The sequence below is a fragment of the Citrobacter sp. HN-141 genome, from assembly GCF_033341895.1.
GTDB lineage: Bacteria > Pseudomonadota > Gammaproteobacteria > Enterobacterales > Enterobacteriaceae > Citrobacter.
Genome location: NZ_JAWPBF010000008.1, coordinates 19,627 through 44,778, shown reverse-complemented (window position 1 = coordinate 44,778; position 25,152 = coordinate 19,627). Strand labels below are relative to the sequence as shown.

The window sequence follows — 25,152 nt, the reverse complement described above, 5'->3', positions numbered from 1 at the left end:
CCATCTGGCAACTTTATCTGGGACAAAAAAATGACGACAGACAACCCGCTAATTTCTATTTATATGCCCACCTGGAACCGCCAGCAGTTGGCTATCCGGGCGATTAAATCGGTGCTGCGCCAGGACTATAGCCACTGGGAAATGATCATTGTCGATGATTGCTCTTGCGAGTATGAGCAACTGCAACAGTTTGTTGAGGCGTTAAACGATCCACGTGTGAGCTATACGCATAACGAGATTAACTCCGGCGCGTGCGCGGTACGCAATCAGGCCATCATGCAGGCCAGTGGGCAGTACATTACGGGAATTGATGATGACGATGAGTGGACGCCGAATCGCCTGAGCACATTCCTTCAGTCTCGTCATCAACTGGTGACGCACGCTTTTCTCTACGCTGATGATTATGTCTGTGAAGGTGAGGTTTATTCACAGCCAGCCAGTCTGCCGTTGTATCCAAAGTCGATGTACTCACGACGGCGATTCTATAAACGCAATATCATTGGTAATCAGGTCTTTAGCTGGGCCTGGCGTTTCAAAGCATGCCTGTTTGATACGACGTTAAAAGCCGCGCAGGATTACGACATTTTTCTGCGCATGGTGGTGGCCTACGGTAAACCCTGGAAGGTAAAAGAGGCGACGCAGATCCTGCATGTGAATCACGGCGAGATGCGCATTACTTCCTCTCCACATAAGTTCTCCGGTTATTTCCAGTTCTATCGCAAGCACAAAGGTAAATTTGACCGGGCGAGTAAAAAATATCAGCTGTTTACCCTTTATCAGATTCGTAACAAGCGGATGAACTGGCGCACATTGCTGACGCTGCTTTCCATCCGTAACGGCAAACGCCTGGCTGACGGTCTGCGAGGACGTTAAGTATGCTGCGTCAACATGTGAGAGCAAAGGTAATGCAATGAATATTCTGCAATTTAATGTTCGGCTTGCCGAAGGCGGGGCGGCCGGGGTCGCGCTGGATTTACACCTGCGCGCACTGGAAAAAGGGTGGTCGTCGCGGTTTGTATACGGTTATGGCAAAGGAGGCAAGAAAAGCGCCAGTCACGGGAATTATCCGCACGTGATTAAACATGCGCCGCGTTTGACGTCGGCGGCGAATATTGCGCTGTTTCGCCTCGCAAACCGCGATCTGTTTGGCAATCTCGACAATATGTACCGCACAATCACCCGCACCGCGGGCCCGTTGGTTCTGCATTTCCATGTGCTGCACAGTTACTGGCTGAACCTCGAAGAGGTGGTGGCGTTTTGCCAAAAGGTGAAGGCACATAAGCCCGATATCACCCTGGTCTGGACGCTGCACGATCACTGGAGTGTTACCGGACGCTGCGCCTTTACCGATGGCTGCGAAGGCTGGAAAACGGGCTGCCAGAAATGCCCAACGTTAAGCAACTATCCCCCGGTTAACGTTGATAAAGCACATCAGCAACTGCCCGGAAAACGTCAAATGTTTCGCACGATGCTGGCGCTTGGCTGCCAGTTTATCTCGCCCAGTCAACATGTGGCGGAAGCATTTAATAGCCTGTACGGCGCCGGGCGTTGTCACATCATCAATAACGGTATCGATGTGGCGACGGAAGCGATTCTTGCTGATTTGCCGGTTCAGCATGAGCCGCTGGGCAGACCGAAAATTGCCGTGGTAGCCCACGATTTGCGCTATGACGGCAAAACCAGCCAGCAACTGGTCCAGGCGCTTATCGCGCTCGGTGACAAAATAGAACTGCATACCTTCGGTAAGTTTTCCCCGTTTGCCGGATCAAACGTCGTCAACCATGGGTTTGAAAGTGACAAACGAACCTTGATGGGGGCGCTAAATCAGATGGATGGGCTGGTGTTCAGTTCGCGGGTTGATAACTATCCGCTGATCTTGTGCGAAGCCCTTTCTATCGGTGTACCGGTTATCGCCACGCACAGTGAGGCGGCACAGGAAGTGCTGGCAAAATCAGGCGGCAAAACGTTCAGTGAAGCGGATGTTCTGCGTCTGGTACAACTGAAAAAATCAGAAATTGCACAGGCGGTATTTGACACCTCGCTGGCGACCTTTAGCCAGCAGAGCCGGACAGCATACAGCGGACAACAGATGCTGGAGGAATATGTCTCGTACTATCAGGGTCTGTAGCTATCTGGTGTTGCCGCTGCTTTATCTGCTGGTTAACGTCAAGCTTGCACAATTGGGTGAAAGTTTCCCTGTCACCGTTGTCACTTTTTTACCGCTGTTGCTACTGCTGTTTGTCGACCGTATCAATATTAAAAAACTGTTGATTGCGTTGGGAGTGGGTGGGGGGCTGACGGTGTTTAACTACCTGTTTGGCCAATCGCTGGATGCCAGCAAGTATGTAACATCCGCCATGTTGTTTATCTATACCGTGATCATTATTGGCATGGTGTGGAGTATTCGCTTCAAAACCATTTCGCCACATAACTATCCTAAGATTTTGCGTTTATTCTGGCTGGTGGTGGGGTTAGTGGTCGGTCTGGCGGCCGTTGAAATGGCACAGATCATTCTCAGCGGTGGCAGCAGTATAATGGAAGCTATTTCGAAATATCTTATTTACAGCAATAGCTATGTGCTGAACTTTATTAAATTTGGTGGAAAACGTACCACTGCACTCTATTTTGAACCCGCATTTTTCGCTCTGGCGTTAATCTCAATTTGGCTCAGCATCAAACAGTTTGGTATCAAAACGCCCGGGACCGATGCTATGATTCTGACTGGGGTGATATTGTCAGGATCGTTTTCAGGGGTAATGACATTTATTTTGTTTTACCTGCTGGAGTGGGCGTTTCAGTATCTGAATAAGGATGCGATAAAAAAGAAGTTACCCCTGGCGATTATCTCACTGAGTGTGTTTGTGGTGGGCGTGATATTTGCCTTCCCCTACATCGCGACGCGTCTTGGTGATTTAGGCACTGAAGGCTCTTCATCTTATTATCGCATAGTCGGGCCGTTGGTTATGGTTGGATATTCATTACTGAATGTCGACGGTGTAGTGAGATTTGGCTCACTTTATGAGTATGTTGCATCATTCGGAATCTTTAACGGTGCAGATGTAGGTAAAACGATAGACAATGGTTTGTATCTGTTAATTATCTATTTTTCGTGGTTTGCCGTAATATTATCCCTGTGGTACATGGGGAAAGTAACGAAAATGATGATGAATGCGTTTGGTGATAATCAGAATTATCGGGTGCAGCTTTATCTTTTTACACCGTTGTCGTTGTTTTTCACCGGTTCAGTATTTAGTCCGGAATACGCATTTTTAATCGTATGTCCGTTTATTTTGCGCAAAGCGCTGAATATCGCGAGGTAATTTACATGCTGCTGAGTATTATCACCGTCGCTTTTCGCAATCTGGACGGGATCGTCAAAACCCATGCGTCACTGGCGCATCTTGCGCAGGCGAGCGATATCAGCTTTGAGTGGATTGTTATCGATGGGGGGTCTACAGACGGTACGCCGGCGTTCCTGGAGAATCTCAATGGAGAGCATCAGTTACGTTTTGTCAGCGAGCCTGATAACGGTCTCTACGATGCAATGAACAAGGGTATCGCTATGGCGCACGGGCGTTTTGCACTCTTTCTCAACTCTGGAGATATTCTGCATGCTGATTCTGCACATTTTATTCGCCAGTTAAAAACGCAGAGTGATAAAACGATGGTGATTGGCGATGCTTTGCTGGATTTTGGCAATGGTAAAAAAATGATGCGCCGGGCTAAACCGGGTTGGTATATCTACCACAGTTTGCCAGCCAGTCATCAGGCAATATTTTTCCCGCTGACGGGCCTGCAAACCTGGCATTATGACTTGCAATATAAAGTATCATCGGATTATGCGCTGGCAGCAAAATTATACAAGTCCGGGTTCGCTTTTAAAAAACTGACTGGTTTAGTGTCAGAGTTTTCCATGGGCGGCGTATCGACTACGAATAATCTGGAATTGTGTCGGGATGCCAAAAGAGTCCAGCGTCAAATATTGCGCATGCCCGGTTTTTGGGCTGGATTTTCTGAATACATACGTCTGCGTACAACCGGTAAGACAAAACACTTATATGGTAAAACGTAAGGTTACACTATGCAGGATTTAAACGGCTTCGCGGTGCCGAAAGGTTTTCGCGGCGGCGGTGCAATTAAAGTGCAATTATGGTGGGCGGTACAAGCAACATTATTTCACTGGTCACCACAAGTTATGTACCGCTGGCGTGCATTTTTATTAAGGATATTTGGCGCAAAAATAGGAAAAAACGTAGTTATTCGGCCCTCAGTAAAAATTACTTATCCGTGGAAATTGACACTGGGTGATTACGTCTGGGTGGGGGATGACGCGGTTCTATATACGTTGGGTAATATTACGATTGGGGCTCATGCGGTTATTTCGCAGAAAAGCTATTTATGCACCGGAAGCCATGATTATGCCAGCCAACACTTTGATATTAGCGCCTCGCCAATTGTGATTGGCGAGAAATGCTGGCTGGCGACAGATGTTTTTGTCGCGCCTGGCGTGACGATTGGCGACGGCACCGTCGTGGGTGCACGCAGCAGCGTTTTTAAATCGTTGCCGGCCAATGCCATATGTCGGGGTAACCCCGCAGTAGTTACGCGTAAACGCGTCGAGAACGTTACTCCCTGAAGGGAAATTTTAAGAGGTAATAACATGTCAAAAGTCGCTCTCATTACTGGCGTAACCGGGCAGGATGGTTCTTACCTGGCAGAGTTTCTGCTGGAAAAAGGTTATGAAGTTCATGGCATTAAGCGCCGGGCCTCGTCATTTAATACCGAACGGGTAGACCATATTTACCAGGACCCGCATGCGGGTAATCCCAAATTCCATCTGCATTATGGCGATTTGACGGACTCCTCTAATCTGACCCGCATTTTGCAAGAGGTTCAGCCGGATGAAGTCTATAACCTGGGCGCAATGAGCCACGTGGCGGTGTCGTTTGATTCGCCAGAATATACTGCGGATGTTGATGGGATCGGCACGCTGCGTTTGCTGGAAGCGATTCGCTTTCTGGGGCTGGAAAAGAAAACCCGTTTCTATCAGGCCTCCACCTCTGAACTGTACGGTCTGGTTCAGGAGATCCCACAGAAAGAAACGACGCCGTTCTACCCGCGATCGCCCTATGCCGTCGCCAAACTGTATGCCTACTGGATCACCGTCAATTACCGAGAATCCTATGGCATATATGCCTGTAACGGCATTCTGTTTAACCATGAATCTCCGCGTCGTGGCGAAACCTTCGTCACACGCAAAATTACCCGTGCAATTGCCAACATCGCCCAGGGGCTGGAGTCCTGTCTGTACCTCGGCAATATGGATTCGCTGCGTGACTGGGGACATGCCAAAGACTACGTCAGGATGCAGTGGATGATGCTGCAGCAGGAACAGCCGGAAGATTTCGTGATCGCCACTGGCGTGCAGTATTCCGTCCGTCAGTTTGTGAAAATGGCCGCTGCCCAACTCGGTATTACGTTGCGCTTTGAAGGTGAGGGCGTGAATGAAAAAGGCATTGTGGTTTCGGTGACTGGGCATGATGCGCCAGGGGTGAAACCGGGGGATGTGATGATCGCCGTCGACCCGCGCTATTTCCGTCCTGCAGAGGTGGAAACACTATTGGGCGATCCGACAAAGGCACACGAAAAACTGGGCTGGAAACCGGAGATCACATTGCGCCAGATGGTTTCTGAAATGGTTGCTCACGATCTGGAAGCAGCGAAGAAACATTCACTACTGAAATCCCATGGTTACGATGTTGCTATTGCGCTGGAGCACTGAGGATGATGAAACAACGAATTTTTGTGGCGGGCCATTCTGGGATGGTGGGGGCCGCCATCGTAAGACAACTCGCGCAGCGAGAAAACGTGGAGCTGGTGCTGCGTACCCGCGCTCAACTTAACCTGCTGGACGCCAGTGCGGTGCAGGCGTTCTTTGCCACTGAACATATTGATCAGGTTTATCTTGCCGCGGCAAAAGTGGGCGGGATTGTGGCTAACAATGCTTATCCTGCTGATTTTATTTACGAAAATATGGTTATTGAGAGCAACGTAATTCATGCGGCTTATTTGCATAGCGTGAATAAACTGCTGTTTCTCGGTTCATCCTGCATTTATCCGCAGTTGGCCAGGCAGCCAATAGCTGAAAGTGAACTGCTACAGGGGTTGCTGGAACCCACTAACGAACCGTATGCGATAGCCAAAATTGCCGGAATTAAGCTTTGCGAGTCATATAACCGTCAGTATGACCGTGATTACCGTTCAGTGATGCCGACAAATTTGTACGGCCCCCACGACAATTTTCATCCCAGCAATTCGCATGTTATCCCGGCGTTACTGCGCCGCTTTCATGAAGCCTGTGAGCAGAATGCGCCGGATGTGGTGGTGTGGGGCAGTGGCACGCCGATGCGTGAGTTTCTTCATGTGGACGATATGGCGGCAGCCAGCATCCACGTGATGGAGTTAGATCGGGAAGTCTGGCTGGAGTATACCCAACCGATGCTATCACATATCAATGTGGGCACTGGCGTGGATTGCACTATCCGTGAGCTGGCACAAACGATCGCGCAGGTCGTAGGGTACAAAGGACGTGTAGTGTTTGACGCCAGTAAACCGGACGGAACACCACGCAAACTACTGGATGTGACACGGTTGCACCAGCTTGGTTGGTATCACGAGATACCCCTGGAAGCGGGGCTTGCCAGTACGTATCAGTGGTTCCTTGAGAATCAGCAACGGTACCGGGGGTAGCGATGTTGTTACGTCATGAAGACTTTGCCGCCATTGTACGTTCTACTCCGCTGATTTCTATCGATTTGATTGTGGAGAATGCTCAGGGGGAGTTTTTGCTCGGTAAACGCCTTAACCGACCGGCACAGGGCTACTGGTTTGTACCTGGTGGTAGGGTGCGAAAAGATGAGTCTCTACACACGGCCTTTGAGCGGTTAACTGCAGCCGAGTTGGGGGTTCGTTTACCGCTGTCCTCCGCTGAGTTTTATGGTGTTTGGCAGCACTTCTATGACGATAACTTTTCTGGTCAGGATTTTTCGACACATTACATCGTGCTGGGTTTTCGTCTGAGGGTGTTGGAAAAAGAGTTACAACTTCCCGGGGAGCAGCACGAGACCTGGCGTTGGATGATGCCGCAGTCGCTGTTAGCGACTGACAACGTGCATGAAAACAGTCGGGCATACTTTATGTCGGAACGTCAGGCTGAGGTGCCTGGTTTATGAAGATCCTGGTGTATGGCATTAATTATTCTCCTGAGCTTACAGGCATCGGCAAGTACACCGGTGAAATGGTGGAATGGATGGCGCGTCAGGGGCATGACGTTAGGGTGATTACCGCGCCACCTTATTATCCCCAGTGGAAAGTCAATGACTGCTATTCATCATGGCGTTATCGCCGTGAAGAGGGGGATGCGATCGTCTGGCGCTGTCCGCTATATGTGCCGAAACAACCGTCAACGATCAAACGTCTGCTGCATTTAGGCAGTTTTGCCCTGAGCAGTTTTTTCCCTCTGATGGCACAGCGTCGTTGGAAGCCGGATCGCATAATTGGCGTTGTGCCGACACTGTTCTGTACACCTGGTATGCGCCTGCTGGCGAAGCTGTCTGGCGCGCGTACGCTGTTGCACATTCAGGATTATGAAGTTGACGCCATGCTTGGCCTTGGGATGGCTGGTAAAGGTAAATTCGGAACAGTGGCAAAGTTGGCTAGCGTCTTCGAACGCAATGGTCTGCAGCGCATGGATCTTGTTTCAACGATCTCTCGCTCAATGATGCACAAAGCTCTGGATAAAGGCGTGTCAGCAGAGAAAGTTATTTTCTTTCCAAATTGGTCGGAAGTGGCTCGTTTTCGTGATGTAACTGACGCTGAAGCTTGGGCGCTGCGCCATGAACTGGGGTTGCCTAAGGATAAAAAAATTATTCTGTACTCAGGCAACATCGGTGAAAAGCAGGGACTTGATAGTGTGATAGATGCGGCAGCCTGGCTCAGTAATCAGCCATGGCATTTTGTGATCGTTGGGCAGGGAGGCGGTAAAGCGAGGCTGGAAAACATGGTCAGCGGGCGGAGCCTGAGTAACGTGACATTTCTCCCGTTGCAACGCTATGAGGTGCTACCTGCGCTACTGAAGATGGGGGACTGCCATTTAGTCGTACAAAAGCGTGGTGCAGCAGATGCCGTTCTTCCCTCCAAACTGACCAATATCCTGGCTGTTGGTGGTAATGCAGTGATTACCGCTGAGCCTGATACCGAACTGGGCCAGCTATGTGACACCTTTCCTGGTATTGCTGTTTGCGTGGAGCCGGAATCGGTGAACGCACTTGTAAGTGGTATTGAACAGACGTTATTGATGCCGAAAGTCAACATAGTGGCTCGTCACTATGCCGAACGCACGCTGGATAAAGAAAACGTGCTTGGTCAATTTATTGCAGATATACGGGGATAAAAGATGAGTCAGTCCAAACTCTTTCCGGTTGTGATGGCTGGTGGCTCGGGTAGTCGTTTATGGCCATTGTCCCGTGTGTTGTATCCAAAGCAGTTCCTGTGTCTTAAGGGCGACCACACAATGTTACAGACGACAATTTGCCGTCTAAAGGGTGTGGAGTGTGAAAGCCCGGTCGTTATCTGCAATGAGCAACACCGTTTCATTGTGGCGGAACAACTACGGCAACTGCACAAGTTAACCGATAATATTATCCTCGAACCCGCTGGGCGCAATACGGCTCCGGCTATTGCATTGGCTGCATTGGCGGCAACACGCCATAACCCGCAGGGCGATCCGCTGCTGCTGGTGCTGGCAGCGGATCACATGATTGCTGATGAAGAGGCGTTCCGCAAGGCGGTTCTCAATGCTATGCCCTATGCCGAGTCGGGAAAGCTGGTCACATTTGGTATCGTGCCGGATCAGGCTGAAACTGGCTATGGTTATATTCGACGTGGAGATATTTCCCCCGCCAATACCGATGCGGTTGCTTTTGATGTTGCGCAGTTTGTTGAAAAACCGAACCTGGAAACCGCTCAGGCTTATGTCGCAAGCGGTGACTATTACTGGAACAGCGGTATGTTTCTGTTCCGCGCTAGCCGCTACCTGGAAGAGCTGAATAAATTCCGGCCCGATATTCTAGAAGCTTGCAAGAAAGCTATGAGCTTGGTTGATCCCGATCTCGATTTTATTCGTGTAGGTGAAGAGGCCTTTCTCGCCTGTCCGGAAGAGTCTGTGGACTATGCGGTAATGGAGCGTACTGCAGACGCGGTAGTTATGCCGATGAATGCTGGCTGGAACGATGTAGGTTCGTGGTCATCACTGTGGGAAATCAGTGCGCATACTGCTGAAGGCAATGTGCATCACGGTGACGTGATTAGCCACGAAACAGAAAACAGCTATGTATATGCGGAATCTGGCCTGGTGACTACCGTTGGCGTGAAGGACCTGGTAGTGGTGCAGACCAAAGATGCAGTGCTGATTGCCGATCGCAACGCGGTACAGGATGTGAAGAAAGTGGTGGAGAGAATTAAGGCTGATGGCCGGCATGAGCATCATAACCACCGTGAAGTCTATCGTCCGTGGGGCAAATACGACTCTATTGACGCAGGCGATCGTTATCAGGTTAAGCGTATTACCGTTAAGCCTGGTGAGGGATTATCGATGCAGATGCACTTGCACCGCGCCGAACACTGGGTTGTAGTGGCAGGAACTGCGAAAGTCACAATCAATGATGATATCAAACTGCTCGCGGAAAATGAGTCAGTCTATATTCCGTTGGGAGCAACCCATTGCCTGGAGAATCCCGGGAAAATTCCGCTCGATCTGATTGAAGTACGCTCTGGTTCTTATCTTGAAGAAGATGATGTGGTGCGTTTTGAAGATCGCTACGGGCGGGTCTAACGGTTATTAAATCCGCCGGGTAAGCGCTGCGTCATCCGGCAAATTACGACAACACTATTTTTGGCCATTTATAGGGTCAGGGCTAACTGTTGCCTGAAGAAGGGTAAATCATGACGGAATTAACCTGTTTCAAAGCCTACGATATTCGCGGCAGGTTGGGTGAAGAACTGAATGAGAATATTGCATGGCGAATTGGTCGTGCCTTCGGTGAATTGCTGAAACCGAAAACGGTAGTACTGGGCGGTGATGTGCGTCTGAGCAGTGAGTCGCTCAAGCTGGCGCTGGCAAAAGGATTGCAGGATGCAGGTGTGGATGTGCTGGATATTGGTATGTCAGGCACCGAAGAAATTTATTTTGCTACTTTTCATCTTGGTGTTGACGGCGGTATTGAAGTGACCGCCAGCCATAATCCAATGGATTACAACGGCATGAAATTGGTACGTGAAGGTGCGCGGCCGATCAGTGGTGATAGCGGCCTACGCGACGTGCAACGCCTGGCAGAAGCGAATGAATTCCCGCCCGTCAATCAGGCAAATCGTGGCAGTTTTACCCTTCTCAATCTGCGTGATGTCTATATCAATCACCTGCTGGGGTACATCAACACCAGCAATCTTAAGCCAATGAAGCTGGTGTTGAATTCCGGTAATGGTGCAGCAGGCCCGGTAGTGGATGCCATCGAGGCACGCTTCAGGTTGATGGGGGTGCCGGTTGAGTTTATCAAAATTCACAACACCCCAGATGGCAATTTTCCAAACGGTATCCCTAATCCTCTTCTGCCGGAGTGCCGTGCGGATACATGTAATGCGGTAATTGAGCACGGTGCAGATATGGGGATTGCTTTCGATGGAGATTTTGACCGCTGCTTCCTGTTTGATGAAAAGGGGCGGTTTATTGAGGGTTACTACATTGTTGGTCTGTTGGCAGAAGCGTTTCTGGAGAAACATCCAGGAGCGAAAATCATTCACGATCCACGTTTGTCCTGGAACACTGTGGACAGAGTGGTTGCTGCGGGCGGTACGCCAGTGATGTCTAAAACAGGACATGCATTTATCAAAGAGCGCATGCGTCTTGAAGATGCAATCTACGGTGGCGAAATGAGTGCCCATCACTATTTTCGTGATTTTGCATACTGCGACAGCGGGATGATCCCGTGGTTGCTGGTTGCGGAACTGGTTTGTCTGAAAGGACTATCTTTGGGCGAACTGGTGCGGGACAGAATGGCGGCGTACCCGGCGAGTGGGGAAATTAACAGCATGTTGGCAGAACCTGCGGCGGCGATTGCACGCGTAGAACAGTACTTTTCGCGTGAGGCGCTGGCGGTGGACAGAACGGACGGCATCAGCATGTCGTTTGTCGACTGGCGCTTTAATTTGCGTTCATCTAATACCGAACCGGTAGTGCGTCTGAACGTGGAATCGCGCGGAGACATTCCGCTGATGGAAGCGCGAACGCGCACTCTCCTGGCATTGCTAAATCAGTAATGCTGGTATTTCCCTTGCCCGATAAGGGCAAGTGGTGACTAACAGGAACCACGATGACACATCTAAAAAAGCGCGAACGAGCCAAAACCAATGCGTCGTTAATATCGATGGTGCAACGCTTTTCAGATATCACCATCATGTTTGGTGGATTATGGATAGTCTGCGAACTGAGCGGTTTGCCTTTCCTGTATATGCACCTGCTGGTAGCGTTAATCACGCTGGTCGTTTTTCAAATGCTGGGCGGGATAACGGATTTTTACCGCTCCTGGCGCGGGGTGAAAATTTCAACTGAGTTGGTGCTGCTGCTGCAAAACTGGACGCTGAGTCTGATTTTTTGCGCGGGTCTGATTGCCTTTAATAACGATTTTGATAATCGGTTTGCGCTCTGGCTGGCATGGTATCTGCTGTCAAGTATTGGTCTGGTGCTGTGTCGTGCGTTTATTCGCTACGGGGCGGGATGGTTGCGAAATCGTGGTTATAACACGCGACGGGTAGCGGTAGCAGGGAACCTGCCTGCTGGACAGATGCTGCTGGACAGCTTTCGCCATGAGCCGTGGTTGGGATTTGAGGTCGCGGGTGTTTATCACGACCCCATACCGGGGAAAAACGCCCGGGATTGGGCGGGAAATCTGCAGCAGCTGGTGGATGATGCCAAAGCTTCACGCATTCATAACGTCTATATCGCTATGTCGATGAGCGATGGGGCGCGCGTAAAAAAACTGGTACGCGAACTGGCTGATACCACCTGTTCAGTGCTCCTGATCCCTGATGTCTTTACCTTCAATATTCTGCACTCGCGGATTGAAGAGATGAACGGCGTTCCGGTGGTTCCGCTGTATGACACACCGCTTTCAGGCATTAATCGTCTGCTGAAGCGCGCGGAGGATATCGTCCTGGCATCGTTAATCCTGCTGCTTATTTCTCCTGTGCTATGCGCCATTGCGCTGATGGTGAAGCTGACCTCAAAGGGGCCGGTAATTTTTCGTCAGACCCGCTATGGGATGGACGGGAAACCGATCAAAGTCTGGAAGTTTCGTTCCATGAAGGTGATGGAAAACGATGCGGTGGTTACCCAGGCCACCCAAAACGATCCGCGTGTGACCCGCGTGGGTAACTTCCTGCGGCGGACGTCTCTGGATGAATTACCACAGTTTATCAATGTGCTGACAGGAGGGATGTCTATTGTCGGGCCGCGCCCACATGCGGTGGCGCATAACGAACAGTATCGTCAGCTGATAGAAGGGTACATGTTGCGCCATAAGGTGAAGCCAGGCATTACCGGCTGGGCGCAAATCAACGGCTGGCGTGGTGAAACCGATACGCTGGAAAAAATGGAAAAACGGGTAGAGTTTGACCTCGAATACATTCGCGAATGGAGCGTGTGGTTCGATATCAAAATCGTTTTTCTGACGGTGTTTAAAGGCTTCGTCAATAAAGCGGCATATTAAGATGAGTTTACGAGAAAAAACCCTCAACGGCGCCAAATGGTCCGCCATTGCTACGGTAATCATCATCGGTCTGGGGCTCATCCAGATGACGGTTCTGGCGCGGATTATTGATAATCATCAGTTCGGGTTATTAACGGTGTCGCTGGTGATTATCGCGCTGGCCGACACGCTGTCTGATTTTGGAATCGCCAACTCGATTATTCAGCGCAAAGAGATAGGTTATCTTGAACTAACCACCTTGTATTGGTTAAACGTTGGGCTGGGGATAGTCGTCTGTATTGCTTTGTTTTTGCTCAGCGAAACTATTGCCGATGTGCTTAATAACCCTGGGCTGGCACCACTGATTAAAGCCTTAGCGCTGGCGTTTGTGGTGATCCCGCATGGGCAGCAGTTCCGTGCGCTGATGCAAAAAGAACTGGCCTTCAACAAAATTGGCATGATTGAAACCAGTTCAGTCCTGGCCGGTTTTACTTTTACCGTGGTTAGCGCGCATTTTTGGCCGATCGCCATGACGGCCATTGTTGGGTATCTGGTGAACAGTACGCTACGCACGCTGTTGTTTGGCTATTTTGGCCGCAAAATATATCGACCAGGGCTGTGTTTTTCACTTTCATCCGTGTCGCAAAATCTGCGCTTTGGGGCGTGGCTGACGGCGGACAGCATTATCAATTACGTGAACACCAACCTTTCAACGCTGTTGCTGGCCAGAACCCTGGGGGCTGGCGTGGCGGGAGGCTTCAATCTTGCCTGGAACGTGGCAGTTGTACCGCCCATCAAACTGAATCCGATAATTACCCGAGTACTGTTTCCTGCGTTTGTCAAAATTCAGGACGATACCGAAAAACTACGGGTCAATTTTTACAAGCTGCTATCCGTTGTTGGCATTATCAATTTCCCGGCCCTACTGGGATTAATGGTGGTATCGAATAACGTCGTACCGCTGGTGTTTGGTGAAAAGTGGAACAGTATTGTTCCGGTGCTGCAACTGCTGTGTGTTGTAGGTCTGCTGCGCTCAGTCGGAAATCCGATAGGCTCTCTGCTGATGGCCAAAGCACGGGTTGATATCAGTTTCAAATTCAACATGTTCAAAACCTTTTTGTTTATCCCCGCCATCCTGGTTGGCGGAAATATGGCGGGTGTGATTGGCGTCACGCTGGGTTTTTTACTGGTACAGATCATAAACACCATCCTGAGCTATTTCGTGATGATCAAACCGGTACTGGGACCGAGCTATCGGCAGTACATGCTCAGCCTGTTGCTACCGTTCTGGCTCTCCCTACCCACGCTGGTGGTGAGCTACGCGCTGGGAATGACATTGCAAAACAAGTTGCCGTTAAGTGTGTTGCTGAGCCTGCAGATAGCCGCTGGCGCGCTGGCGTTTGTCGTGATGATTGTGCTGTCACGTGATCCGCTGGTGGTGGAAATCAAACGCCAGTTCTGCCGTGGTGAAAAAATGAAAGCCTTGCTCCGTGCAGGGTGAATTGCATGTGTTGTCGTCCGGGGACGGCGAAACCGTCATCCGCACTGATTTTAAGAGGTCATGATGAAGTTACTGATTCTGGGCAACCACACCTGCGGGAATCGCGGGGACAGCGCCATTTTGCGCGGTTTGCTGGATGCCATTAATACGATCCAGCCAGAGACGGAAGTGGATGTGATGAGCCGCTACCCGGTGAGTTCCTCCTGGTTACTAAACCGACCGGTGATGGGCGATCCACTGTATTCACAAATGAAGCAGCATAACAGTGCTGCAGGCGTCATGGGCCGTGTAAAGAAAGTACTGCGTCGTCGCTATCAGCATCAGGTGCTGCTCTCGCGCGTCACCGATTCCGGAAATCTGCGCAATATCGCTATTGCTCAGGGATTTACTGACTTTGTCCGCCTGTTGTCGCGTTATGACGCCATTATCCAGGTCGGCGGATCGTTTTTTGTCGATCTGTATGGCGTGCCGCAGTTTGAACATGCCTTGTGTTCGTTTATGGCTAAAAAACCGCTGTACATGATTGGTCACAGCGTAGGGCCATTTCAGGATGAACAGTTCAATCAGCTGGCGAACTACGCTTTTGGGCACTGCAATGCGTTAATTTTACGAGAATCGGTCAGTCTGGAACTGATGAAACGCAGTGAAATAACGACAGAGAAGGTCGAGTCGGGTGTGGATACCGCCTGGCTGGTCGACAACCATCACGATGACTTTGAGCCGGGTTATGCCGTACAGCACTGGCTACAAACGGCAGCAAAGCAGAAGACAGTCGCCATTACACTACGTGAACTGGCGCCGTTTGATAAGCGTCTTGGAACCACACAACAGCTCTATGAGCGAGCCTTTGCCGGCGTGGTTAATCGGATCCTTGATGAAGGTTACCAGGTGATAGCGCTCTCAACCTGTACCGGTATTGATAGTTACAACAAAGATGATCGCATGGTTGCACTGAACCTGCGTCAGTACGTTAACGATCCGGCCCGTTATCACGTGGTCATGGATGAACTAAACGATCTCGAAATGGGAAAAATATTGGGCGCATGTGACCTGACGGTGGGCACACGCCTGCACTCTGCCATCATCTCGATGAACTTTATGACGCCGGCGATAGCCATTAATTATGAGCACAAATCGGCGGGGATTATGCAGCAACTGGGGTTAGCGGAAATGGCGGTTGATATCCGCCATCTGCTGGACGGTAGCCTTGAAGGCAAGGTCGCCGATACCCTGCGACAGTTGGTTGAACTTAACGTCCGGGTAGCGGAGGCCGTTAAGCGTGAACGTGAACACGGTAGGCGTATGGTGCAATCGGTATTAACGCGTATTCAGGAGGGGAAATGAAAGTCAGCTTTTTCCTGCTTAAATTTCCGCTGTCCTCTGAAACCTTTGTGCTGAATCAGATCACCGCGTTTATCGATATGGGGCATGATGTTGAAATTATCGCGTTATATCAGGGCGATCTTGATAACACCCATGCTTCCTATGTGGACTACCGCCTGGGCGAAAAAACACGATGGTTATTGAAAGAACCGGCTGGCAGGTTGGCAAAGCTGAAATATCGCACCACGACGATGTTACAGGGTATTACCCGGACAGCAACCTGGAAAGCGCTCAATGTCCCACGCTATGGCGATGAGGCGCGTAATCTGATTTTAGCGTCCATCTGTGCGCTTACCCCGCGAGCATTCCAGGCCGATGTCTTTATTGCGCACTTTGGACCCGCAGGGGTAACGGCGGCCAAACTACGTGAACTCGGTGTGATCCGCGGCAAAATAGCCACTGTCTTCCATGGTATTGATGTTTCACATCGTGACATCCTTGCCCGCTATACCCCCGAATATCAGAAGCTGTTTCAGCGCGGTGATTTGATGTTGCCCATTAGCAATCTCTGGGCCGGACGTTTGCGGAATATGGGATGTCCACCGCATAAAATAGCGGTATCGCGTATGGGGATTGATATGACGCGTTTTACACCTCGTGAGGTGAAAGCGCCGGGCACGCCGCTAGAAATTCTCTCCGTTGCACGGTTAACCGAGAAAAAAGGGCTGCATGTCGCTATTGACGCGTGCCGCCAGTTGAAGGCGCGAGGTATCTCATTTCGTTATCGCATTCTGGGAATTGGCCCTTGGGAGCGTCGGTTACGTACGCTTATCGAGCAATATCAACTGGATGACGTGATTGAAATGTCAGGATTTAAACCCAGCCATCAGGTTAAGGCGATGCTTGAGCAGGCGGATGTCTTCCTGTTGCCTTCTGTCACGGGAATTGATGGTGACATGGAAGGGATCCCAGTGGCGTTGATGGAAGCCATGGCTGTAGGGATACCGGTTGTTTCTACCGTGCACAGTGGGATCCCTGAGCTGGTGGACTCTGGAAAGTCAGGCTGGCTGGCACCAGAAAATGATGCTCAGGCCCTCGCGGAGCGATTAGCGACGGTCAGTATGCTCGACTGTGAGCAAGTGAAGCCGGTGGTGGCGTGCGCCCGCGAAAAAATAGCCGCTGAATTTAACCAGCAGGCGATCAATAAACAGCTAGCCAGCCTGCTGCAAACGATGTAAATCGAGGTTGTATGCCAGAGAAAAAACTCTCCCGACGTACTTTTCTGACGGCAGGTTCTGCGCTTGTCGTTCTCCATTCTCCCGTTGCCCGGGCGCTTAAATCATCGGGTAGCGTCAACATTCAGGATTACAATCCCGAGGATTGGGTGGTTTCCTTCCGACAGGCATTTATAGACGCGCAAACCGTCGTCGTGCCTGCTGGTCTGGAGTGCAAGAATATCAATACCGCAATCGAGATCCCGCCAGGTAAAACGTTGCATCTGCAAGGCGGGGTCAGTAGCAGCAGTCGTGGGCGATTTATTCTGCAGGATGGCTGCAGCGTGACAGGGGTGCAGGGGGGGCGCTTGCGGAATATTACCCTTGATGTTCGGGGCTCCGACTGTGTGATAAAAGGCATAGCCATGAGCGGTTTCGCCCCCGTGGCACAAATTTATATCGGGGGGAAAACGCCGCGAGCGATGCGTAACCTCACCATTGATGACATTACCGTCACTCATGCGAACTATGGGATCCTGCGTCAGGGGTTTCATAACCAGATGGATGGGGTACAGATAACCAACAGCCGTTTTAGCGATTTACAAGGTGACGCCATCGAGTGGAACGTCGCGATAAACGACAGTGACATCGTGATTTCAGACCATGTTATAGAACGCATCAATTGTACTAACGGAAATGTTAACTGGGGTATCGGTATTGGGCTGGCAGGTAGTACGTACGACAACACCTATCCAGACGAACTGGCGGTGAAAAGATTTGTGGTTGCCAATATAACGGGCTCGGATTGTCGGCAGTTAGTCCATGTCGAGAACGGCAAACATTTTATCATTCGTAATATTACTGCGCGGAATATCACCCCGGATTTCAGCAAGAAAGCGGGTATCGATAATGCTACAGTCGCTATTTATGGATGTGATAATTTCGTCATTGATAATATCAATATGAAAAATAGCGCAGGGATGTTGATTGGTTACGGTGTGATCAAAGGACGATATTTGTCCATCCCACAAAACTTTAAGTTAAATAATATTCAACTGGATAACACACATCTCGATTATAAATTACGTGGTATTCAGATTTCCTCAGGGAATGCAACTTCATTTGTGGCCATTACCAACGTTGAGATGAAGCGCGCGACGCTGGAGCTGCACAACAAACCTCAGCATCTTTTCTTGCGAAATATCAAGGTAATGCAGCAATCCACTACAGGACCAGCGCTAAAGATGCACTTTGATCTGCGCAAAGATGTCCGCGGTAAGTTTATGGCCAAACAGGGTACCTTGCTCTCGCTGGCCAACGTTCATGCAGTTAATGAAGCAGGACAAAGCTCGGTTGATATTGACAGCGTAAACCAGCAGGTCGTGAATGTCGCGGCAGTGAATTTTCGATTACCGGGCTGGTAATTTTACGACCATTCCTGGCTAAAAACCTACCCGGCTAAGAATATGATTACTGCATTCTGCCGGCAAGCGGCGTAACATGCGTCCCAACAGAGTGATGTAATTCATACTGGCTAAAACAAGCTAAAAAGCTATAATTCAGCAATTATTGAATAGGTGAATGACTTAATGATTAATTTAAAAGCAGTTATTCCGGTAGCGGGCCTCGGGATGCACATGTTGCCTGCCACAAAGGCCATCCCAAAAGAGATGCTACCGATCGTTGATAAGCCGATGATTCAATACATTGTCGACGAGATTGTAGCTGCAGGTATCAAAGAAATCGTTCTTGTAACACATGCGTCTAAGAACGCGGTTGAGAACCACTTCGACACCTCTTATGAACTTGAATCGCTGCTTGAACAGCGTGTTAAGCGCCAGTTACTGGCTGAAGTGCAGTCCATCTGCCCTCCTGGTGTGACTATCATGAACGTTCGTCAGGCACAATTGCTTGGTCTGGGGCACTCTATTCTTTGTGCCCGCCCAATTATCGGCGACAACCCTTTTGTGGTGGTGTTACCTGACGTCGTGCTGGATACGGCGAGTGCGGATCCACTGCGCTACAACCTGGCTGCAATGGTGGCCCGCTTTAATGAGACCGGGCGTAGTCAGGTGCTGGCAAAACGTATGGCAGGCGATCTTTCCGAGTATTCCGTTATTCAGACCAAAGAGCCTTTAGATAACGAAGGTAAAGTCAGCCGCATCGTTGAATTCATTGAAAAACCCGATCAGCCGCAAACCCTTGATTCAGACCTGATGGCTGTAGGGCGCTATGTGCTTTCTGCTGATATTTGGGCGGAAATTGAGCGCACGCAACCTGGCGCATGGGGACGTATCCAGCTTACGGATGCCATTGCTGAGATGGCGAAAAAACAGTCTGTTGATGCCATGTTGATGACGGGCGACAGTTACGACTGCGGTAAAAAAATGGGTTATATGCAGGCATTTGTGAAGTACGGGCTGCGTAACCTGAAAGAGGGACCGAAGTTCCGTAAGAGCATCGAGAAATTGCTTGGTGTTTAGCTGTCTTGGTCGATATTAATTAGGTTTAGTTGTTTTAAAAAGCATGGACGATTCTGGGTGATATCTTAGCTGGTTGATGCTTCTCTTGGCTTTTTTATGAGTAACAACAAGTATCGATTGGTGTTTAACCGCATCTTTTTTCCTTGTTTCTTTCTACAATTAATACGACAATATTGAGGAGATCCTGCTGTTCAGGATCTCCAAAATTTAAGTGTGCAGTGCATTGGTAGCTGTTGAGCCTAGGGCGGTAGCATGTTTAAAAAACATGCAGGTAATTGTGTTGAAGTAGGTTCGTTTATTCTGACAATAGTTGACAAGAACACGTACATATTTAAACAAATAGATTTGCAGTTAGAATAAAATAAATTCATCTTATGGAAATGGCATGACTCTACTCGTGACTGGTGGTACAGGTTATATTGGCTCACATACTGTTTTACAGTTAATTGAGGGCGGGTATGAAGTTGTGGTGCTCGACAATCTGAGCAATTCATCTATTGAATCGCTTCGTCGCGTTGAATTATTAGTTGCAAAAAATATTCCATTCGTCAAAGCAGACATCAATGATAAAGATGAGCTCAAAAAAATCCTAACGAGCTATAATATTGAGGCCGTTCTTCATTTTGCGGGGCTGAAGTCAGTAGGCGAGTCTGTTGATAAACCATTAGAGTATTATATTAATAATGTCAGCGGTTCACTTGCGTTACTTGAGGCGATGAAGGAAGCGAACGTTTACAAGTTTATCTTTAGCTCGTCTGCAACTGTTTATGGAAATTGTTCGCCAGTACCAAATCTGGAAGATTCTCCTGTTGGTAGTGCATCTTGTCCATATGGAACGACAAAGGTGGTGCTAGAGGAGATATTATCAGATTATGCAAAATCAAATAATAAATTAAAAATTATTGCGTTACGATATTTTAATCCCGCTGGTGCACATCCAAGTGGTTTGATTGGTGAGGATCCTAATGGCATCCCAAATAATCTTGTGCCGTATATTTCGCAGGTCGCAATTGGTAAGCTAGAAAAATTGTTCGTCTACGGCGGTGATTATGACACAATAGATGGTACGGGAGTTCGGGATTTTATCCATGTTGTAGACCTTGCCGCTGGACACGTAAGTGCATTACGCCATCTTGATCATGTTGAAGGATATGAAGTATTCAATCTTGGAACTGGACAAGGTGTATCAGTTTTACAAGTCATTAAAGCATTTGAAAAAGCAAGTAACCTAAAAATAAATTATGAGATTGTAGCCAGGAGACCTGGCGACATCGCAGCTTCATGGGCTGATGTTTCAAAAGCAGAGAAAATATTAAACTGGAAAGCTAGATTTAACATTGATGATATGATGTATCATACATGGAACTGGCAAAAGAAAAATCCTAATGGTTATAAGGCATGATAGATCTAAAATCATGAAACTGTGTCTTATATTACCCCCGTTTTAATTTGATTACTATTGTCCTCCTGAGTGAGTTGCGACGATTATCTCGTTGTTATTTTGATAAAACCAGTCTTTTAGGTCATTACAATAAATAACTATTACATATAGGATAGTGTTGTTTGTAAAATTCTAACAGGAAATAATTTCCTGATGGGATATTATCTGAAAGTACATGCAGAAATAGAGTTTAGAACTTGACTATGAAAATAGCATTAATCGGTACTACAGCAGAAAGTCTAATCCAATTCAGAAAAGAACTGATTAATTCATTGTGTAAGAATGGGCATGTGGTCTATGCATTTGCAATTGACTATGATAATAGCACTAAAGAAAAAGTAAAATCATTTGGCGCTATTCCTGTTTGTTATTCTTTTAGTCGTACTGGTTTAAATCCATTTACCGATGTTGTTAATACTTACAAGTTATATAAAACTCTGAAATCATTAAATTTGGATTTAGTGTTTTCATATTTTTCAAAGCCAGCCATTTTTGGTACACTGGCAGCAAAGTTTGCAAAAATACAGAAGCGTTATGCAATGCTTGAAGGTCTTGGTTTCTTTTTTACCAATTCTGGAGGGCATGTCTCTGTACGCAAAAAATTACTAAAGAAATTACTTGTTTCGTTATACAAAATTAGTTTTAAACATATTGATAGCTTAGTGTTATTGAATGTCGATGATAAAAGAGATCTTTTAGTAAATGAAAATATTTATGTTAAAGACGTTCATGTATTAGGCGGCATTGGTTTAAATATGTCGGACTATCCGTATTGTCCTCCGCCAGTTGATCCAGTCTCTTTTATATTTGTTGCCAGATTTTTACAAGAAAAAGGTGTCTACGAATTTATAGAAGCAGCAAGGATAGTCAAACATCAGTTTCCACAAACACAATTTTGTATGCTGGGAAGTCTTGATCTGCATAATCCTGGTAGCCTCACGATAGAGAGGCTCAACGAATTAAAAAGTAATAACATCATTGAGTTACCTGGTCATGTGGATAATGTTCAGGATTGGCTCGCTAAAGCGAGTGTTTTTGTTTTGCCTTCATGGCGTGAGGGTTTTCCTCGCAGTACTCAGGAAGCGATGGCCATGGGACGTGCTGTAATAACCAGCGACGTACCCGGGTGTCGGGAGACCGTTGTTGATGGTGTTAATGGTTTTTTAATTGAGCCTCGGTCACCAGTAGCATTGGCTGAAAAAATGCTTTGCTTTTTATATAACCCTGAGTTGATTCCCCAGATGGGAAATGCAAGTTATCAAATTGCCCAACAAAAATTTGATTCGAGCATAGTAAATGCTAAGTTGATGAAGATACTCCAGCTGGAAATTGAATGCTTGAAAACGCCCGAGAAAGAATAATATATTCCAGGATGGCAAAATTGAATACATATGTTAACTCCAACAATTCCCCAATTCATTCCTGGCAAGTAGCTCTTATATAAGAGACATACTGAGGTAAATATGGGGCTGTGACAGTTTACTGAACAATGCTACATTTGAGTTAATATACTTTCATCAAGAGTTCGAGAAAATTAACTCGTGATACTCACACCTGACAGGAGTACATAATGTCTAAGCAACAAATCGGCGTCGTTGGTATGGCTGTGATGGGGCGCAACCTGGCGCTCAACATCGAAAGCCGTGGTTACACCGTGTCCGTTTTCAACCGCTCACGTGAAAAAACGGAAGAGGTTATCGCCGAGAATCCGGGGAAAAAACTGGTTCCTTACTATACGGTAAAAGAGTTTGTTGAATCGCTTGAAACACCTCGTCGTATCCTGTTAATGGTGAAAGCGGGTGCTGGCACTGATGCAGCTATCGACTCCCTGAAACCTTATCTGGATAAAGGTGACATCATCATTGATGGCGGTAATACGTTCTTCCAGGACACTATCCGTCGTAACCGTGAGCTCTCCGCTGAAGGTTTTAACTTCATCGGAACCGGCGTATCTGGTGGTGAAGAAGGTGCGCTGAAAGGCCCATCCATCATGCCGGGTGGCCAGAAAGAAGCTTATGAACTGGTCGCGCCAATCCTGACCAAAATCGCAGCGGTTGCTGAAGATGGTGAGCCGTGTGTGACGTATATTGGTGCCGACGGTGCAGGTCACTACGTGAAGATGGTGCACAACGGCATTGAATACGGTGACATGCAGCTGATTGCCGAAGCCTATTCATTGTTGAAAGGTGGTTTGAACCTGAGCAACGAAGAACTGGCCAGCACCTTTACCGAGTGGAATAACGGTGAACTGAGCAGCTATCTGATCGACATCACCAAAGATATCTTCACCAAAAAAGACGAAGATGGTAAATATTTGGTGGATTTCATTCTGGATGAAGCGGCAAACAAAGGTACCGGTAAATGGACCAGCCAAAGTTCTCTGGATCTTGGTGAACCGCTGTCTCTGATCACTGAATCAGTGTTTGCTCGCTATATCTCTTCGCTGAAAGATCAGCGTGTCGCTGCCTCTAAAGTCCTGTCAGGACCTAAAGCTCAGCTTGCGGGTGATAAAGCAGAATTTATTGAGAAAGTACGTCGTGCACTGTACCTCGGTAAGATCGTTTCTTATGCTCAGGGCTTCTCACAACTGCGTGCCGCGTCCGACGAGCATAACTGGGATCTGAATTACGGCGAGATTGCAAAAATCTTCCGTGCGGGCTGTATTATTCGTGCGCAGTTCCTGCAGAAAATCACCGATGCCTACGCTAAAAATCCGGGTATAGCGAACCTGCTGCTCGATCCGTACTTCAAGAACATTGCCGATGAATACCAACAGGCACTGCGTGATGTCGTAGCGTATGCCGTGCAGAATGGTATCCCGGTTCCGACATTCTCTGCTGCTGTCGCTTATTACGACAGCTATCGTGCAGAAGTATTGCCCGCTAACCTGATTCAGGCACAGCGTGATTACTTCGGTGCGCATACCTACAAACGTACTGATAAAGAAGGTGTTTTCCATACCGAATGGATGGAATAAGTCTTCTGATAGTCACTGGCCCGGTTCTCTAACCGGGCTTTTTTTTATCTTAAATCTGATTGATTTACGTTGATTGCTTAATCTTTACTTAATATTTCTGGCGTACCCTGATCAAGAAAATCTGAATTGTTTTAACCTTCGTTGACACAATATTCGACAAAACGTTAAAACATTATTCTCTTATCAGGATGTACGACATCATGATTAAATATTAAGTTAATACTGAGAGCATGAAATGAAAATTACCATTTCTGGTACCGGATATGTTGGCCTGTCAAATGGTCTTCTTATCGCCCAACATCATCAGGTCATTGCTCTGGACATTGTCCCTTCACGTGTCGAGATGCTAAATAATCGGATATCTCCGATAGTCGATAAAGAAATTGAACAGTATCTACAATCAAGTGAGATAAATTTCAACGCCACGTTGGACAAGTACGACGCCTACCAGAATGCAGATTTTGTTATTATTGCAACACCGACAGATTACGACCCGAAAACAAACTATTTTGATACCTCCAGCGTTGAATCAGTTATCAGCGATGTGATTGCAATAAATCCTGATGCACTCATGGTGATTAAATCAACGGTGCCCGTTGGTTTTACTCAGACTATGCGACAGAAGTTTAACTCGGATAATATTATCTTTTCTCCTGAGTTCCTGCGCGAAGGAAAGGCGCTGTATGATAACTTATACCCATCACGAATTGTTATCGGTGAACGGTCTGCTCGTGCAGAGCGTTTTGCTGCCTTGTTGCAGGAAGGGGCAATAAAGCAGGATATCCCGGTGCTGTTCACTGATTCTACTGAAGCTGAAGCTATTAAGCTTTTTGCAAACACCTATCTGGCAATGCGTGTTGCCTATTTTAACGAACTTGATAGCTATGCAGAAAGCTTGGGGCTTAATGCACGACAGATCATCGAAGGGGTTTGTCTGGACCCGCGCATTGGTAACCATTACAACAACCCTTCATTCGGTTATGGTGGATACTGTCTGCCAAAAGACACAAAGCAATTACTCGCCAACTATCAATCTGTACCTAATAATATTATTTCAGCCATCGTTGATGCTAACCGCACACGAAAAGATTTTATTGCTGATGCTATTCTTTCGCGTAAACCCAAAGTTGTCGGTATCTATCGCCTGATTATGAAAAGCGGCTCGGATAATTTCAGAGCATCGTCTATTCAGGGTATTATGAAGCGCATTAAAGCGAAAGGTATCCCGATCATTATTTATGAACCGGTAATAGCAGAAGAGAGTTTTTTCCATTCACGGGTTGAACGTGATTTGGCTAAATTCAAAAGTGAGGCCGATGTGATTATCTCTAACCGCATGGCAGAAGAACTGCTGGATGTCGCTGATAAAGTGTATACCCGCGATTTATTCGGTAACGATTAAAGGTTTTGCTA

The 25,152-nt window shown here is 47.9% G+C and carries 21 protein-coding genes; all 21 read left to right on the top strand.

Features of this window, described 5'->3' with window-relative positions:
- Window positions 1-30: 30 nt before the first annotated feature.
- The 21 genes from wcaA to ugd all read left to right on the top strand — a co-directional run bounded on the left by wcaA (window position 31) and on the right by ugd (window position 25,141).
- A complete protein-coding gene (gene wcaA, locus RYZ59_RS11470) occupies window positions 31-873 on the top strand; it encodes a colanic acid biosynthesis glycosyltransferase WcaA (protein ID WP_137382249.1) in 843 nt (280 codons plus the stop codon).
- 37 nt (window positions 874-910) lie between these two features.
- Entirely contained in the window at window positions 911-2,128 is a 1,218-nt protein-coding gene (wcaC, locus tag RYZ59_RS11465) for a colanic acid biosynthesis glycosyltransferase WcaC (RefSeq protein WP_318048025.1), read from the top strand.
- Entirely contained in the window at window positions 2,103-3,320 is a 1,218-nt protein-coding gene (gene wcaD, locus RYZ59_RS11460) for a colanic acid polymerase WcaD (protein ID WP_318048026.1), read from the top strand. The genes wcaC and wcaD overlap by 26 nt, the downstream gene beginning before the upstream one ends.
- A 5-nt stretch (window positions 3,321-3,325) precedes the next feature.
- Window positions 3,326-4,072: a colanic acid biosynthesis glycosyltransferase WcaE gene (gene wcaE / locus RYZ59_RS11455; protein WP_318048028.1), complete on the top strand. Its 747-nt coding sequence runs from the start codon at window positions 3,326-3,328 to the stop codon at window positions 4,070-4,072.
- A gap of 9 nt (window positions 4,073-4,081) precedes the next feature.
- Complete coding sequence (gene wcaF, locus RYZ59_RS11450) at window positions 4,082-4,636, top strand: colanic acid biosynthesis acetyltransferase WcaF (protein WP_318048030.1); 555 nt, start codon at window positions 4,082-4,084, stop codon at window positions 4,634-4,636.
- Between the two features lie 24 nt (window positions 4,637-4,660).
- A complete protein-coding gene (gene gmd / locus RYZ59_RS11445) occupies window positions 4,661-5,782 on the top strand; it encodes a GDP-mannose 4,6-dehydratase (protein WP_318048033.1) in 1,122 nt (373 codons plus the stop codon).
- A 2-nt stretch (window positions 5,783-5,784) separates the two neighbouring features.
- Window positions 5,785-6,750, top strand: coding sequence for a GDP-L-fucose synthase (fcl, locus tag RYZ59_RS11440; RefSeq protein WP_318048035.1), 966 nt, complete (start codon window positions 5,785-5,787; stop codon window positions 6,748-6,750).
- A gap of 2 nt (window positions 6,751-6,752) precedes the next feature.
- Window positions 6,753-7,232, top strand: coding sequence for a GDP-mannose mannosyl hydrolase (locus RYZ59_RS11435; protein ID WP_318048038.1), 480 nt, complete (start codon window positions 6,753-6,755; stop codon window positions 7,230-7,232).
- Window positions 7,229-8,452 (top strand): colanic acid biosynthesis fucosyltransferase WcaI, encoded by a 1,224-nt coding sequence (wcaI, locus tag RYZ59_RS11430; RefSeq protein ID WP_202038954.1) that lies wholly within the window; start codon window positions 7,229-7,231, stop codon window positions 8,450-8,452. The genes RYZ59_RS11435 and wcaI overlap by 4 nt, the downstream gene beginning before the upstream one ends.
- Window positions 8,453-8,455: 3 nt before the next feature.
- Complete coding sequence (cpsB, locus tag RYZ59_RS11425) at window positions 8,456-9,892, top strand: mannose-1-phosphate guanyltransferase (protein ID WP_318048042.1); 1,437 nt, start codon at window positions 8,456-8,458, stop codon at window positions 9,890-9,892.
- A 110-nt stretch (window positions 9,893-10,002) separates the two neighbouring features.
- The gene (cpsG, locus tag RYZ59_RS11420; RefSeq protein WP_318048044.1) at window positions 10,003-11,373 is read left to right on the top strand and encodes a colanic acid biosynthesis phosphomannomutase CpsG; all 1,371 of its coding nucleotides are present in this window, start codon (window positions 10,003-10,005) and stop codon (window positions 11,371-11,373) included.
- Between the two features lie 53 nt (window positions 11,374-11,426).
- The gene (wcaJ, locus tag RYZ59_RS11415; protein WP_137382259.1) at window positions 11,427-12,821 is read left to right on the top strand and encodes an undecaprenyl-phosphate glucose phosphotransferase; all 1,395 of its coding nucleotides are present in this window, start codon (window positions 11,427-11,429) and stop codon (window positions 12,819-12,821) included.
- A 1-nt stretch (window position 12,822) separates the two neighbouring features.
- Window positions 12,823-14,301: a colanic acid undecaprenyl disphosphate flippase WzxC gene (wzxC, locus tag RYZ59_RS11410; RefSeq protein ID WP_318048048.1), complete on the top strand. Its 1,479-nt coding sequence runs from the start codon at window positions 12,823-12,825 to the stop codon at window positions 14,299-14,301.
- Between the two features lie 63 nt (window positions 14,302-14,364).
- A complete protein-coding gene (gene wcaK / locus RYZ59_RS11405) occupies window positions 14,365-15,645 on the top strand; it encodes a colanic acid biosynthesis pyruvyl transferase WcaK (RefSeq protein WP_318048096.1) in 1,281 nt (426 codons plus the stop codon).
- The gene (wcaL, locus tag RYZ59_RS11400; RefSeq protein WP_318048050.1) at window positions 15,642-16,862 is read left to right on the top strand and encodes a colanic acid biosynthesis glycosyltransferase WcaL; all 1,221 of its coding nucleotides are present in this window, start codon (window positions 15,642-15,644) and stop codon (window positions 16,860-16,862) included. Before wcaK ends, wcaL begins: the two co-directional genes overlap by 4 nt.
- 11 nt (window positions 16,863-16,873) lie before the next feature.
- Window positions 16,874-18,262, top strand: coding sequence for a colanic acid biosynthesis protein WcaM (wcaM, locus tag RYZ59_RS11395; protein ID WP_318048053.1), 1,389 nt, complete (start codon window positions 16,874-16,876; stop codon window positions 18,260-18,262).
- 165 nt (window positions 18,263-18,427) lie between these two features.
- A complete protein-coding gene (galF, locus tag RYZ59_RS11390) occupies window positions 18,428-19,321 on the top strand; it encodes a UTP--glucose-1-phosphate uridylyltransferase GalF (RefSeq protein ID WP_048212027.1) in 894 nt (297 codons plus the stop codon).
- A gap of 385 nt (window positions 19,322-19,706) precedes the next feature.
- On the top strand, window positions 19,707-20,723 hold the full coding sequence (galE, locus tag RYZ59_RS11385) for a UDP-glucose 4-epimerase GalE (RefSeq protein WP_318048058.1): 1,017 nt from the start codon (window positions 19,707-19,709) through the stop codon (window positions 20,721-20,723).
- 242 nt (window positions 20,724-20,965) lie between these two features.
- Window positions 20,966-22,123 (top strand): glycosyltransferase family 4 protein, encoded by a 1,158-nt coding sequence (locus RYZ59_RS11380; RefSeq protein ID WP_048212025.1) that lies wholly within the window; start codon window positions 20,966-20,968, stop codon window positions 22,121-22,123.
- A 209-nt stretch (window positions 22,124-22,332) separates the two neighbouring features.
- Window positions 22,333-23,739, top strand: coding sequence for an NADP-dependent phosphogluconate dehydrogenase (gndA, locus tag RYZ59_RS11375; protein ID WP_040231903.1), 1,407 nt, complete (start codon window positions 22,333-22,335; stop codon window positions 23,737-23,739).
- A 235-nt stretch (window positions 23,740-23,974) separates the two neighbouring features.
- On the top strand, window positions 23,975-25,141 hold the full coding sequence (ugd, locus tag RYZ59_RS11370; protein WP_318048062.1) for a UDP-glucose 6-dehydrogenase: 1,167 nt from the start codon (window positions 23,975-23,977) through the stop codon (window positions 25,139-25,141).
- Window positions 25,142-25,152 lie beyond the last annotated feature (11 nt).